Here is a 14,341-nt window from a genome sequence, read left to right on the forward strand (position 1 = left end):
GTGCACCCAATGATACTAGAAGCAGATTTAAAAGCACAGTTAGCACAATACCTTGAAATGATGGAAGGTGACGTCGTTCTTGGCGTACATGCAGGTTCAGACGATACTTCCCGCGATATGGTAGCGCTCGTAAATGAGATTGCAGACATGTCCAATCGTATTAAGGTAGAAGAAGCAAAACTGGACAAAACACCAAGTTTTTGTGTAAACCGTCCTGGCGAGGATACAGGCATCGTTTTTGCTGGTATTCCACTAGGTCATGAGTTTACTTCCCTAGTACTAGCACTATTGCAAGTAAGTGGACGTGCTCCAAAGGTGGAAGAATCTGTTGTTGAACAGGTTAAAAACCTGAAAGGCACTTACCATTTTGAATCCTATATCAGCCTAAGCTGCCAAAACTGTCCAGAGGTCGTACAAGCATTGAACATGATGTGCGTACTGAACCCGAATGTGACACATACCATGATTGACGGTGCTGTCTTCAAAGAGGAAGTAGAAAGCAAAAAAATCATGGCTGTACCAACTGTTTTCCTTAATGGAGAAGAGTTTGGCGGCGGCAGAATGACCATTAAAGAAATCCTTGCCAAAATGGGCAGCACACAAGATGCATCTGAGTTTGAAAACAAAGATCCATTCGACGTGCTTGTTGTTGGTGGCGGACCTGGTGCAGCAAGTGCAGCTATTTATTCCGCTCGTAAAGGGATCCGTACAGGTATTGTTGCGGAACGCTTTGGTGGTCAAATCCTGGATACAGCTGCAATTGAAAACTTCATCAGCGTAAAGCGCACAGAAGGACCAAAGCTTGCAGCAAATCTGGAAGCACATGTAAATGAATATGATATAGATGTCATGGATTTACAACGTGCAACACGCTTAGAAAAGAAAAACCTAGTTGAAATAGAATTAGAAAACGGTGCCGTGCTGAAAAGTAAATCCGTCATCCTCGCAACTGGTGCACGCTGGCGTAATATCGGCGTTCCCGGTGAGGCAGAGTTTAAAAACAAAGGCGTTGCCTACTGCCCGCATTGTGATGGACCATTATTTGAAGGCAAACACGTCGCAGTTATTGGCGGCGGTAACTCCGGTATCGAAGCAGCTATTGATCTAGCTGGAATTGTAAAGCATGTAACTGTTCTTGAATTCTTAGATGAACTAAAAGCAGATTCTGTATTACAGGAACGCCTTTACAAGCTACCGAACGTTACCGTAATCAAAAATGCACAAACAAAAGAAATCACCGGAACTGACAGCGTCAACGGCATTTCGTATATCGAACGCGACACCGGCAAAGAGCAGCACATTGAGCTGGAAGGTGTATTCGTTCAAATCGGTCTTGTACCAAACACGGACTGGTTAGGCGATGCCGTCGAACGTAATAAATTCGGCGAAATCATGGTCGACAAAAGAGGCGCAACAAACGTCCCAGGTGTATTTGCAGCAGGCGATTGTACAGATGTAGCCTATAAGCAAATCATTATTTCCATGGGCGCTGGAGCAACCGCATCCTTAAGCGCATTCGACTACCTCGTTCGAAACGCAGACGCATTCGAACCAGTAAAAGCATAACAAACATAACAGAAGCCACCTTTTGAGGTGGCTTCTTTGATTATGGTGAGGTTGAAATCGGTGAACCAATTTCAATAGTATCTATATACATCTTCGAGTAGTGCTGTTTATTTTTCAGCTATGGAAGCTTTATATCCTTTTCTAATTACCTCATGAACCTGATGAATAGTCACATATGCCTGTGAATCAATTTCCTTAATCAGCTTTTTTAGTCGAACAAATTCAGTTCTACTAATAACAATGTAAAGAACCTTTTTATTATCACCGGTGTATCCTCCATAACCATCAAGTATTGTGATACCCCGTGCCATACTGTGCAATATATTATTGGCAATTTCGTCTGCAGAATTTGACATGATAAATACTGCCACTTTTTCATCCATTCCCTCAACAAAAAAGTCGATAACCTTTGCACCAATATAAACTGAAACAATAGTATACATTCCCTTGTCTATCCCAATCACAAAAACAGAACCTAGCACTATAATGATATCAATTAAAAGCATGGACTTTCCTATACTGAGCCCTAAGCATTCATTAGCTATCTGGGCAAGTACTGTTGTTCCTCCATTCGTCCCACCAGCACGAAATATTAATCCAAGACCAATCCCGATAATTAGCCCAGCAAATACCGCAGAAAGCAACGTATCTTCTGTTAACATCCACCGATTACTTTCCGTGATATGCAAAAATAAAGAGGAAGTGAACACAGAAAATAACGTATAAAGCATAATTTTTCGTTCAAAAAATTTATAACCAACAATTATTAAGGATAAGTTTAAAACGAGATTAATTAATCCAGTTGACCAGCCAAATAAATAATGAGCTATTACAGTAAGGCCCAGGATTCCTCCTTCAGAAAGCGAATTGGGGATGATAAAAAAATTTACACCGATGGAGAAAACCAGTCCTCCAACTCCTATTAAAAATAAATCAATTATTGTTTTTTTCATGATTCATACCTTATTTCTTTTCATTAATAATTTTGAATATCCTCCATAAATAATTGAAAACTTTTATGATTAATTAATCTGTTGACCATCTGCCTATCTCTAGTCCAATTTGAAAACATATCACAAAGTATATTCAAATTATGATCTCCATCTTTTTTGGTTTTAATAAGAAACAGCACTTTAATAATATCTTTTTCCCAAATAATTGGAGATTTTAGCACCGCTATATAGCAGACAGGTTTCCGACATATTTTCTGAAGGTCTTGGAGATGAACGATATTATTACCAATTTCATGGGAAACAAACGGAACTTCAACATTAACGTCTTGTTCAATGATATTTTGTTTCTTTAAGTCAACCACAACTTGCTGTAAGATCTCCTGTTGGCTATCTCCTTCCAGCTCAAAATTCATATGTTCGGGTTTAAAATATTTATCTACATCTAAATCGTTAAGATCGACCTTGTTAATGATTTTCCAAATGTTATTAATATAATTTCCCTTTTCAATAGACACTTGGGGTATTGGACGGGATATCTTTACCTCGTACGATGATACAAGTACATCAATTTCACGAATATGTTCAATTGCATCATCTATGGAATCAAAGTTAATCAATTTAAAAGACTCTTCGGGAAAGTTATCTTCCAATTCATTGATATACATAATTGTTTCAGCCCGTCCACGCCCACTCACAAGACAAATTGTTTTTCTTTCCTTTTTTCTTAAATTCCGTAGCGCAACATTGAAATAAAGTACAAGGTAGCCAAACTCATCTAAATTTATTTTAATATCATAGTGATCTTCAATCACTTTTGTTGCTGAAATAGCAACTTTTGTAGCAAATAAGTATTTTTGAAGATTTTCGTGAACAACTGGATTACGCAGAACCATACGATTTTTAATTCGTCGTATCATTTGCAAAAGATGTAGCGCAAGATATTCATTCAGAATCGGATCAAGTGAAATATCGATATCAAAATTATTCTTAATCTCTGCATAAACTTCTGTCAAAACATCATTCACTTCGGCTAATTTATTATCATTCGTCTCTTTATTTTGTAGAATTTGTTTTCCTTCTAGATGCATACAAATATAGACAGCATCACCATCATTTAGCCCTGTATTGAAAACCGAATTTAAGACATGACACAACTTCATACTGGCTGAATAAATATTAGGGTAATCCGTTTTTATCCCTTCTCTATATTCCTTCGGCGTTTCCACAAACTGGGCAGACTTGCTTCTAAAAATAGAAATCAAGACGTGAATAGCAATATTTTTCAGGGAGAAATCAGATAAAATAATTTGATTTTGATCACAAATTATACGCAGTTGCTCTTCAATGATAGGAATGATTGCCCGATTTAAATCATATACCTCTAAATCAATTCCCTTACTATTTTCAACAGTTGTTTTATTATGAAAGAAATGTTCTGCAATACAAACTCGTTTATTTAATTCTTCTCCTCGAATAATAATACCGTAATTTGCTTTAGACTCAATTTGAAGCTGATAATTGTCAAGGATCCTTTTTACCTCTGGCATATCTCCGTTTAAGGTTGATCGACTTACAAACATTTCATTTGCCAAATCATCCAGTTTTATATAATTGTTACTCAATAATAGAGTCCTTAAAATATAAAAAACACGTTCATAGTTATTGCGTTTAAATAGATGCAATCGCTTCATGTCAATTTGCGAGAAAAATTCTGAAAGGTATTCTTTGGAGGAGCTATCATGATAGTTTAAGGAGTAACCTTTATTTGGGCTGGAATTTATTCCGATTCCATGTCTATCTAATTTCTTTCGTAAATAAGCAATATCACTTTTTACGGTGCGAACCGATGTATCAGCCGCTAAAGACAGATTTAAAGACGTAATAACCTTTTGATTAAATAACTCATTTAAAATAATTAATTGTCTTCTATTCAAATCCATCATAATTAGCCCTCCAATAAATGAACCAACATCTAATGTACAGAATTTATCTGTCAGTACCTTAATGACTCATGTCTTACCCTAATAATTATATCTAAAGAAACTAGACCCCTACCTTCCATATTTGGTATTCCTCCAAATACTGGAGTTGGGGTCTAGTTACGTCAAACAGTGGAAACGACTTAAATAATACCTAGTAATGATCCACCGATACCTACTACAATTGTAATCAGTAATATTGCTGTTGGTTTCATACCCTTTTTCAATAAATAGTACATGAAAATAGTATAAAGCAATGGTAATAATAATGGGAAGATTTGATTCAAATAGTCTTGCATTGGAATCTTTTCACCGCCAACATTGAACACTAGGGATGATTCCAATTTCACCATCGATGCTGTCATTGCCCCAATAACCATCAGTCCAACAATAGTTGCTCCCTTTGATATTTTCTGCATAATTCCTGAATTATTAGCCTGATCCATAATTTTGGTTCCAAATTTATAACCAACTACCCCACCATAATAACGGATTACCATGTGTGGAACATTGAATAGTAACAGAAACAGAATCGGACCTAAAATACTTCCCTGTTGTGCAAGCGACAAACCAATACCAACTGCAATAATTCTAATCGTACCCCAGAATAGGGAGTCCCCAATTCCAGCAAAAGGGCCCATCAACCCAATTTTCACGTTATTAATAATATTTTTATCAAATTTCGGGTTTTGACTTGCTTCTTTTTCCAATGCGGTTGCAACACCTGTAATTGTTGTAACTACATGCGGCGTTGTATTAAATATATTCATGTGGCGTTCTAGTGCTTCTGCTTGATCATTTTTATTTTTATAATAACGCTTTATTGCAGGCCACATACCAATAGAAAAACCGAGTGCTTGCTGTCTTTCATAGTTGTATGAGGCTTCCAGCATAAAAGAACTCCAAAATATTTCCCGCATTAATTTTTTCTCATCTTTATTTAACTTTTTCTTTTCATCAGACATCGAATAAATCCTCCTCATCGTCCACATTTGTACTACCTTCGGCTACAGCTACATCCATTTCTTTACCTTTCATTTCATAAACAATGATAAAAGCTAGAACAACACCGAATAATGTGATTCCTAAGATTGGCAATTCCATGTAAGCAAATAAAGCAAAACCTAGTAAGAAATATAAGATGTTTGTTTTTTTCATCATTGGCAACAGTAATAATGCAAAACCGACAGCAGGTAATAGTCCACCCGCTACTTCTAATCCATTCATAATTGTTTTAGGAATGTTATTTACAAAGCTTTCGACAGCGGAGGAGCCAAAGAGAATGGCAACAAAGCCGACAACAAAATACATTGCACATTGTAGTAATAGCCCTGCCACATTCAGGGTGATTAAACCTTTTATATTTGCTTCTCTAGCTAGTCTCATGGCAAAATCCATGAACCAGCTTCGAACAATAAATACAATAACTTTTAACGACTGCGCTAACAGTGCGATAGGTAATGCAAGTGCTAATGCTGCTTCTGTACCGCTTCCACTTAAAATCGCAAAAGCTGTACCAAGTCCCGCTCCTACAAGAACATCTGGTGGAACTGCTCCACCCACTTGAATAAATCCCATAAATATTAATTCTAAAGATGCACCAACTAAAATACCCGTCTGTAAATCGCCTAATACTGCACCAATAATTGTCGAGACAACAATTGGTCTTATAACCATCGGTGTGCCCAACATTTTTTCTATAAACCACAGAACTGCTAGGATTAAACCCACTAATAATGCTGTTTGCATTAATGTTTCCCCCTTCTATTAAGGTTAAAATGAAAGTTTATTTTTTAATGTTGTATAGTTTTTTACTTTTTCATCTGGAACTTGACGAACTTCTAATTCAATACCTTTTTCTTGAATCTTATCTAAATACTCAATATCCTCTTTTGACACATAAACTGCCGGAGACAATAATACTGTGTTATCTTTCTTCTGCATTCCACCAATATTTAACACTGGTTCTTCATCAATCTTTTCAATAAATTCAAATGCCTCTTTCGGATTTGAAAAAATAACAAAGACCTTCATCGATTGGAGTTTCGGGTTTTTTACTAATTTTACCGCGTCCTCGACATTTCGAATTGCAAGTCTGACACCATCTGGATTACTCATTTTTAATGCCATTTTTCTAACTTCATCATTAGCTGCATTCTCATCAGCAATCACAATTGCATCAAAAGACAATGCTGAATTCCAGCTGTATACTACCTGTCCGTGTAATAAACGATCGTCAATTCTCATTTTTATAATCATTATTAAAATCCTCCATTCAAAGTTTAAAATTTATATATCGAAATCGTCATCTGATTGTTTTGTATTTACTTTTGCAACTTCAGCATTTGCAAAAATAATTTGATCCTTGGAACTGTTAACAATTTCTGTAAGTTTAGTTGATATAACGTCCTGTTCTCCTAGCATACACACCTCAAGTAACACAGGAAGATTAACACCAGAAATAACAAAAATGTTTTCTACAGTTAAATATTTAAGAACTGTCTGATTGACACTTCCACCAAAAACATCAGTGAAAATAATTAATTTATCTTCCTCGGTAATATGTTCATTTAAGAAACTATCCAGTTTCTCGTTAAATGGAATTTCATCAATATATGCATTAATAAAATGCAGGTTTTCCTGTTTTCCTAAAATCAATTCGATAGAAGAAACAATTCCTTCTGCAAACTTAGCATGTGTCGCTACTAATATTTTTTTCATTTTTTAACCTTCCTTTTGTTTATTTTAAATAGACTTATTAATGTAGTTCACAACTTGGGGGTATATTCCTTGAGTTAAGTCCCTTCCTTTATCAGTTGCCAATAGATATGCTAGAACCTGAAAAAATGTAATGTATTCCAAGCTGCTAAAATATTTACTTTTCGGATCAACATTAAAACTAGCATCCGAATTGTCGCCTATTAAATAGCAAGCAGATATTTCCTCGTTAATAAAATTAGTAATTCTTTTTGCTTTTTCCACATCTTCATTGTCCCTACTTACAATGAAATATCCCATCGTTGTATCAAAGGCATTTTGTGGACCATGAATCAACTCTTCCAATTCAAAGCTATTTGTAAGTATGGGTAACATCTCCATAAACTTTATATCAGCTTCCTGAGCTACCGGCCATAAATCATTTGTTCCTGAAAATATAAAGCTAGATTTACGCATTAATTGAAATTGATTCTTTTTATACCATTCGAAAGTATTTTCCTTAACGGTTATTAAATTATCTATCATCAAATGATAGTCCTGTATATATGCTTGGACCTCGTCATCGGATACTTTATTGTAGTACTTTGATAAAGAAATATAGAACCAATATAATGTTGCGCATGTAGCAGAATACCCAAGTGTTCGGTATACATATTCTTCATTTTCAGAGCCAATTTCCAGCGGAACATCTGACAACTTTGCGATTGGAGTATCCAAGGTTTCTGTTAATGATATAGTCGGATATCCTTTGTGTTTGACAAGATTTAAAGCCTCGTATACTAGCTTCGTTTTTCCACCTTGTGAGATAAACACATATAAATTATCTTCACTTAACAATTCTCGATTATAGTATTGAACAAAAATATTAGGATACACAATTTCTACTGGAGAACCGATTACATTTTCCGCAAAACTTTTAGTTGTAAAACCTGCATTATAGGAAGTTCCAGATGCAACCACAACAATTTTATTCACCTTAGAATGCGTTTCCAAAATACTTTCTAATTTATTACTTAAATTATCTCTGGAATCAACAATCTTTTTTAGTTGAACAGGTATACGCTCAATCGTATCCATCAAACTCATTTAATCACTACCTTATTTTTTAATTATTTTTAGAATAAGTCAGATAGGCCAAATTATCCATATTTCATTTTGCACGATTTATAGTGCATAAAAATATTTTTAGAAAATTAGTGAGAATTAGTTCAGGAATATCGCATAGGGTAGGCGCTAACTCGCATGCCCCCTTTCTAAATTCACACGAAGACCACCCACACTCGCGCGCCAATTCCTTAGCCCACACAACAATCCATTGCAAAATCATAGCAAGCCACTCCATAACATGCCCTCTCAACAACAATTAATGGAATCGGCAGTCCGATTCCTACCATAAATACCTATCCATGAACATGAAATCGGCTGCGGCCGATTTCTTCCTCATAATTTCTCTTATTCAATTCGACAAAAATAGAGGATTATTAAGGCTTTATAACGAATGTATGAGTGATAAAAGAGAGGAGAGATTTCATGAGAGCACCGATTGCGAAGCGTATTCCGCATCCTCATCGATTGCATGGCGATGTGCGTGAGGATGATTATTATTGGCTGAAGGATCGTTCGAATCCAGAGGTAATTCAATATTTGGAGGATGAAAATAAGTATTATGACCAGGTGATGGAGCCGCTGGCGGCGCTGACGGAAGATATATTCCAGGGTATGGTGGATCGTGTGCCTGATTCAGAGGTAAACGTTCCGATTAAGCGCGGGCCGTACTTCTACTACGCTCGGTTGGACAAGAGCAAGCAGTATCCAATTTACGCGCGGAAGCAGGCGGATACCAGGGGGCAGCTGGTCGATGCACAGGAAGAAGTTGTGCTTGATTTGAATCAAATGGTGGACGCGGATGGTTATCTCAGTGTCACTGCGCAGCAAATGGACACCGCGCATCGTCGGCTCGCTTATTTGGAAAATCGCGATGGGACAGATCGATATACGATTTTTGTAAAGGATATGGAAACGGGGAAATTATTGCCTGACGAGATTCCGGATGTCTATATTTATGGCAGTATGGAATGGAGTCGGTGTGGGAACTATATTTTTTACATAACGGTAGATGATATGGAGCGCCCATGCCGATTAATGAGACACCGCATGGGAACGGGTGTAGAGCAAGATGAATTAATCTATGAAGAAAAGGATGAAACATTTACCCTGTTCATTCAGAAATCACAAAGCGGGAAATTTATTATCGTCCATGCTGATTCTACTACGACGAGTGAAATGCGCTTGCTTGATGCAGATGAACCACTCTCCGATTTGCGAGTTGTTGAAGCGCGTAAACCTGGTGTGTTATATATAGTAGAGCATTGGCAGGATGAGCTGCTTATTCTAACCAATGAGGGTGCAGAGAACTTCCAGCTGCTCCGCTGCCCACTGGATGACTTAACCAATAGAGAGCATGTGGTCACCTACCATCCAGACCGCTATCTACAGGGACTGTATCCATTCCGTGATACCTTGCTTGTCTCTGGACGGGAAAACGGCTTAACTCAAATTTGGACACTGGAGAATGACCAGCTCATACCCCTAAAATGGGATGAGCCGCTCTATACCGTTGATGTCTTATCCAATCAAAGCTATGATGCGGATGAAGTCTTAATCCATTATGAATCATTGCTAACACCGGAAACGACTTACGGAATCGATTTACAAACGAAAGCAAAGAACCGTCTGCAGGTGGCACCTGTCAGCGGAGCATATGATCCTTCCCAATATCGCCAGGAGCAGCTATGGGCAGTCGCAGAGGATGGCGTCAAAGTGCCGCTAGCTGTTGTGTATAAGGAAGGCGCATTTGACCAAGGTCCCGCTCCGTTAATCCTCCATGGGTACGGCTCATATGGTGCCAATAGTGATCCTTATTTTAGTCCGTATCGCTTACCCATTTTGGAAAAAGGTGTTGTATTCGTAACTGCCCAGGTACGTGGTGGCTCGGAAATGGGACGTCATTGGTATGAAGATGGAAAAATGCAGCAGAAACGCAATACATTTACCGACTTCATCGCTGCTGCCAATCACCTTATTCAAAATAAGTACACTACCAAAGAACAACTCGCAGCTCGCGGTGGTAGTGCTGGTGGACTGCTTATTGGAGCCGTCGCTAATATGGCCGGTGAGCTGTTTGAAGTAATGGTTCCTGAGGTACCGTTTGTCGATGTTGTTACTACGATGCTGGACACGTCCATCCCGCTCACCACCTTGGAATGGAGTGAATGGGGCGACCCGAGAAAGCAGGAAGATTACAACTATATTAAGTCCTACAGCCCCTATGATAATGTGGAAGCGAAAGCATATCCTCATCTATACATCACAACTGGCTTGAACGACCCGCGTGTCGGATATTGGGAACCTGCAAAATGGGTGGCCCGTTTACGTACGTTAAAAACAGATGACCACACCGTCGTTCTGAAAACCAATATGGGTGCCGGACATTTCGGTAAATCCGGTCGCTTTGACCACCTGAAAGATGCTGCCAAGTGCTATGCATTTATATTGGATAAGATTGGATATACCAAATAATATATTACCATCGAAGGAGGCTGAATCGCCTCCTTCTTCTTATTCCTCACATCGCCAGCAATCAGATGGGGGCTTCTTCAAAATGTTCATGGATTGTTCAGTATTTCACAATCCATTCATTACATTGCGTGATATGATAAAAATGTAATCATGATCGATTCCATTACATCATTTCTTTCCTAGCTGGACAGGTTCAAAAATCAATCAAATTCAATTCCAAATTAAAGGAGAGGCTCACAAATGAAAGCAGTAGTCGTTAATCCAAACAGTAAAGCAAACGTGGAAGTAATTGAAAAAGAATTACGCCCATTACAACCAGGGGAAGCATTAGTTGATATAGAATTTTGTGGTGTCTGCCATACAGATCTCCATGTAGCTGCCGGTGATTTTGGCAATGTGGAAGGGCGCACACTCGGACATGAAGGAATTGGTGTTGTTTCAAAGGTTGCGGACGATGTAACAAGCTTGAAAATTGGGGATCGCGTTAGTGTTGCATGGATGTTTGAGGCTTGTGGCAGATGTGAGTACTGTATTACTGGCCGGGAAACATACTGCCGTGAAGTAAAAAATGCAGGCTATAGCGCAGATGGTGGTATGGCCGAGCAATGCATCGTTACTGCCGATTATGCCGTCAAGGTACCAGAAGGATTAGATCCAGCCCAGGCAAGCAGTATTACCTGCGCTGGTGTGACGACATACAAAGCAATCAAGGTGGCAGATGTTAAAGCTGGCGAATGGGTTGCTATTTATGGCTGTGGCGGCTTAGGTAACTTAGCGATTCAATATGCGAAGCATGTGTTCAATGCCAAAGTTATTGCCATTGACATTAATGATGATAAATTATCACTCGCCAAAGAAATTGGTGCAGATATGACCATCAACCCTAGCACAGCGGGCGCTGCAGATAAAATCATTCAAGAACAGCTTGGTGGTGCACATGCAGCTGTCGTTACAGCTGTTTCCAAGGTTGCCTTTAACTCTGCTGTTGATGCCGTTCGTGCTTGTGGCAAAGTAGTCGCCGTCGGTTTACCATCCGAAACCATGGACTTGAGCATTCCTCGTCTCGTTCTTGATGGGATTGAAGTCATTGGCTCACTTGTAGGAACACGGAAGGATTTAGAAGAAGCCTTCCAATTCGGTGCAGAAGGCAAAGTTGTTCCAGTGGTACAAACCCGCTGTCTGCATGAGGTACAGGATATATTTGAAGAAATGGAACAAGGAAAAATTCAAGGTCGCATGGTCATCGACTTCAAACAGCAGTGACGAACAGACTTTCGCAGACTATCTTAAGATATGAGATAATAGCACCCCCCAAACAAGGATTTGGTCTGAAAATATATATACAGCGTAAAGCACCAAGATATATTTACTTACCATAAAAAAACAAGCGTGTTCAGATGATTTCAGCTGACACGCTTGTTTGTATTCATTTTAGATCATTGGTGAAGTTGCATCGGTTAATCATTCCACACGTGAATCCCCACCATTTTTAACGAGATGTATAACCGGCATCTGCATGGATTGTTGTGCCTGTCACATAAGAGGATGCATCAGATGCTAACCACAAATTTGCTTGAGCAATTTCATCTGCTTGCCCGAATCGATTGAGTAAGCTCAATTGAGGTGCATATTCTTCCTCTGTATAACCGAATTGTTCCAATGCGCCGCGCAACATTGGTGTATCAATCGCACCCGGAGCGACAGAGTTAACACGAATATTTTCTGCACCATTTTCTAATGCCGCTACCTTTGTCATCCCTACTACACCGTGTTTCGCAGCAACATATGCAATATTATTTGGCTGTGGACGGAATCCACTAACAGAGGAAATATTAATAATAGATCCACCTTGTCCTTGTGCTTTTAGTTGTTGTAATTCATATTTCATGCAAAGCGCTGTTCCTTTTAGATCAACAGCTATTAGACGATCCCAATAGTTTTCATCAAATTCAGCTGCTGGTTTATCATCAGGTGTTAATGCAGCGTTATTTACTGCAACATCCAATTTGCCATACGTCTCTACCGTAAATTTCACCATTGCCTGTACTTGTTCTGAATTGGAGACATCTACTTTAAAGAATGACGCATCTCCACCATTTGCTTGAATGGACTTGGTCACTTCTCTTCCCTTTTCTTCATTGAAATCAGCAATAACCACCTTTGCTTTTGCATCCGCAAACAGTCTAGCAGTAGCCTCTCCCATCCCCATTGCAGCACCTGTTATGATAGCAACTTTTCCTTCCAATACTGGAAATGTCATATCTATTACCTCCATATATTTTCATTGCACTTCTCTATTTATCTTAACCACTGAAGAGGGATCAAAACAATCCACAAAAAACCTTAAATGTTGATTAATGTACAATTGTGTGACTTTTGTTGATTAATCATTGTAAACTATTATTAATTGTTATGTTTTGCTGGATGGAGGTGGCTGGAATGGAAAGATACTTTGACAAACGCGTACAACGTTCAAAAACTGCAATAAAGGGTGCATTTTTAACATTACTTTATAAAAAACCTTTTTCTCAAATCACTGTTTCAGAAATAGTGAAAGAAGCGGATTATAATAGAGGAACTTTTTATGCAAACTTTGAGACAAAAGAACATCTACGAGATGAATTAATACAAGATATCTTACGTGAAATGGTCAAACAAATCCGTGTTCCTTATCAATCTAATAAAAAGGTTGATTTTTATAAAATGAATGCAGAAGACATCACATTATTCCATTACTTCAAAGAAAATGCCCGACTATATCGATTATTATTAAGTGATCATATTCGAGTAGATTTTCGGCATCAGATGGCAAAAGCGATAGAGGATTTATTCATTCTGGAGTATGACTATCAATTGAAAAAAGACACCATCATTGATTCAAAATGGTTATACATTTACAGAGCCCATGGTGTAGCAGGTCTCATCATTCGATGGATTGAAGAAGACTTTAAAGAAGATCCCATATATATGTCAAGGCAAATCATTGAATTAATGGTTACTTCTACCGATGGGTTTTACGTAAAAGATTAATAGAAAGAAACAAACACAGTTTACTATTTTCTCAGGGGTAATAGACTTCCCGAACGTTTGACATGGGATGATCGTGTATTTCGCTGCTATCTTAGCGTCATTCTACTGATACTGCCGATTTATTTCTCAGCTTGCTATCATTCAAATACGGGATTTACGAAAAGGTTCAAAGATTGTTCAATATTTCACAACTGATTCTTTGTCTCACATGTTATGATAAAAATGTAGTTACAATCGACGATGATATTATTTTTCCCTGATGTTAAAATTAAAAAATGAACCGTACTCTATACTCAAAAACAGTAGCTTATATGGGAATACAAATGGGATTAGAATCATGGGAGAAATCCAATTATATCATAATCGTTTGGAAGCATTATCAATCCATTTTAGGTATCCATCACGCGTTTAACTTAAAACGTATAGGGAATAAGGAACGTAAAATTGATTTTATGAAGGATCAGGGGTAATTGTTCCTATTATTGCAAAAATAGGGACATATCTGTTGTATCATTG

At 38.0% G+C, this 14,341-nt stretch carries 12 protein-coding genes; 4 read left to right on the forward strand and 8 right to left on the reverse strand.

The window, feature by feature from the left end:
- The first annotated feature begins 9 nt into the window (after positions 1 to 9).
- Positions 10 to 1,566, forward strand: coding sequence for an alkyl hydroperoxide reductase subunit F (gene ahpF / locus DX933_RS13175; protein ID WP_123316910.1), 1,557 nt, complete (start codon positions 10 to 12; stop codon positions 1,564 to 1,566).
- Between the two features lie 107 nt (positions 1,567 to 1,673).
- Here ahpF and DX933_RS13180 read toward each other — a convergent pair whose 3' ends face one another.
- The 7 genes from DX933_RS13180 to DX933_RS13210 all read right to left on the reverse strand — a co-directional run bounded on the left by DX933_RS13180 (position 1,674) and on the right by DX933_RS13210 (position 8,302).
- Complete coding sequence (locus tag DX933_RS13180; RefSeq protein WP_123316911.1) at positions 1,674 to 2,522, reverse strand: YitT family protein; 849 nt, start codon at positions 2,520 to 2,522, stop codon at positions 1,674 to 1,676.
- A gap of 20 nt (positions 2,523 to 2,542) precedes the next feature.
- Entirely contained in the window at positions 2,543 to 4,462 is a 1,920-nt protein-coding gene (locus DX933_RS13185; protein ID WP_123316912.1) for a BglG family transcription antiterminator, read from the reverse strand.
- 179 nt (positions 4,463 to 4,641) lie between these two features.
- Complete coding sequence (locus tag DX933_RS13190) at positions 4,642 to 5,463, reverse strand: PTS system mannose/fructose/sorbose family transporter subunit IID (RefSeq protein WP_123316913.1); 822 nt, start codon at positions 5,461 to 5,463, stop codon at positions 4,642 to 4,644.
- Positions 5,456 to 6,247, reverse strand: coding sequence for a PTS mannose/fructose/sorbose/N-acetylgalactosamine transporter subunit IIC (locus DX933_RS13195; protein WP_123316914.1), 792 nt, complete (start codon positions 6,245 to 6,247; stop codon positions 5,456 to 5,458). The genes DX933_RS13190 and DX933_RS13195 overlap by 8 nt, the downstream gene beginning before the upstream one ends.
- Positions 6,248 to 6,271: 24 nt before the next feature.
- Positions 6,272 to 6,757, reverse strand: a complete 486-nt coding sequence (locus tag DX933_RS13200; RefSeq protein ID WP_123316915.1) for a PTS sugar transporter subunit IIB — start codon at positions 6,755 to 6,757, stop codon at positions 6,272 to 6,274.
- 30 nt (positions 6,758 to 6,787) lie between these two features.
- Positions 6,788 to 7,219, reverse strand: coding sequence for a PTS sugar transporter subunit IIA (locus tag DX933_RS13205; protein ID WP_123316916.1), 432 nt, complete (start codon positions 7,217 to 7,219; stop codon positions 6,788 to 6,790).
- Positions 7,220 to 7,243: 24 nt separating this feature from the next.
- Complete coding sequence (locus DX933_RS13210; protein WP_123316917.1) at positions 7,244 to 8,302, reverse strand: SIS domain-containing protein; 1,059 nt, start codon at positions 8,300 to 8,302, stop codon at positions 7,244 to 7,246.
- Positions 8,303 to 8,746: 444 nt separating this feature from the next.
- Here DX933_RS13210 and DX933_RS13220 point away from each other — a divergent pair, with 444 nt between their 5' ends.
- A complete protein-coding gene (locus tag DX933_RS13220; protein WP_123316919.1) occupies positions 8,747 to 10,795 on the forward strand; it encodes a S9 family peptidase in 2,049 nt (682 codons plus the stop codon).
- A 240-nt stretch (positions 10,796 to 11,035) separates the two neighbouring features.
- Positions 11,036 to 12,058 carry an alcohol dehydrogenase AdhP gene (adhP, locus tag DX933_RS13225; protein WP_123316920.1) on the forward strand — a complete coding sequence of 341 codons (1,023 nt, stop codon included), beginning with the start codon at positions 11,036 to 11,038 and terminating at the stop codon, positions 12,056 to 12,058.
- 226 nt (positions 12,059 to 12,284) lie between these two features.
- On the opposite strand, the gene DX933_RS13230 is transcribed toward adhP, so the two are convergent.
- A complete protein-coding gene (locus DX933_RS13230; RefSeq protein WP_123316921.1) occupies positions 12,285 to 13,055 on the reverse strand; it encodes an SDR family NAD(P)-dependent oxidoreductase in 771 nt (256 codons plus the stop codon).
- A gap of 179 nt (positions 13,056 to 13,234) precedes the next feature.
- On the opposite strand from DX933_RS13230, the gene DX933_RS13235 reads away from it, so the two are divergent.
- Positions 13,235 to 13,825: a TetR/AcrR family transcriptional regulator gene (locus DX933_RS13235; RefSeq protein ID WP_123316922.1), complete on the forward strand. Its 591-nt coding sequence runs from the start codon at positions 13,235 to 13,237 to the stop codon at positions 13,823 to 13,825.
- Positions 13,826 to 14,341: the final 516 nt, after the last annotated feature.

Origin of the sequence: Ornithinibacillus gellani (assembly GCF_003730295.1) — a bacterium.
GTDB lineage: Bacteria > Bacillota > Bacilli > Bacillales > Amphibacillaceae > Ornithinibacillus_A > Ornithinibacillus_A gellani.

Coding starts and splice junctions, on each gene's coding strand:
- ahpF (WP_123316910.1), top strand. CDS start 10: ATGATACTAGAAGCAGATTTAAAAGCACAGTTAGCACAATACCTTGAA.
- DX933_RS13185 (WP_123316912.1), bottom strand. CDS start 4,462: ATGATGGATTTGAATAGAAGACAATTAATTATTTTAAATGAGTTATTT.
- DX933_RS13190 (WP_123316913.1), bottom strand. CDS start 5,463: ATGTCTGATGAAAAGAAAAAGTTAAATAAAGATGAGAAAAAATTAATG.
- DX933_RS13195 (WP_123316914.1), bottom strand. CDS start 6,247: ATGCAAACAGCATTATTAGTGGGTTTAATCCTAGCAGTTCTGTGGTTT.
- DX933_RS13200 (WP_123316915.1), bottom strand. CDS start 6,757: ATGATTATAAAAATGAGAATTGACGATCGTTTATTACACGGACAGGTA.
- DX933_RS13205 (WP_123316916.1), bottom strand. CDS start 7,219: ATGAAAAAAATATTAGTAGCGACACATGCTAAGTTTGCAGAAGGAATT.
- DX933_RS13210 (WP_123316917.1), bottom strand. CDS start 8,302: ATGAGTTTGATGGATACGATTGAGCGTATACCTGTTCAACTAAAAAAG.
- DX933_RS13220 (WP_123316919.1), top strand. CDS start 8,747: ATGAGAGCACCGATTGCGAAGCGTATTCCGCATCCTCATCGATTGCAT.
- adhP (WP_123316920.1), top strand. CDS start 11,036: ATGAAAGCAGTAGTCGTTAATCCAAACAGTAAAGCAAACGTGGAAGTA.
- DX933_RS13230 (WP_123316921.1), bottom strand. CDS start 13,055: ATGACATTTCCAGTATTGGAAGGAAAAGTTGCTATCATAACAGGTGCT.
- DX933_RS13235 (WP_123316922.1), top strand. CDS start 13,235: ATGGAAAGATACTTTGACAAACGCGTACAACGTTCAAAAACTGCAATA.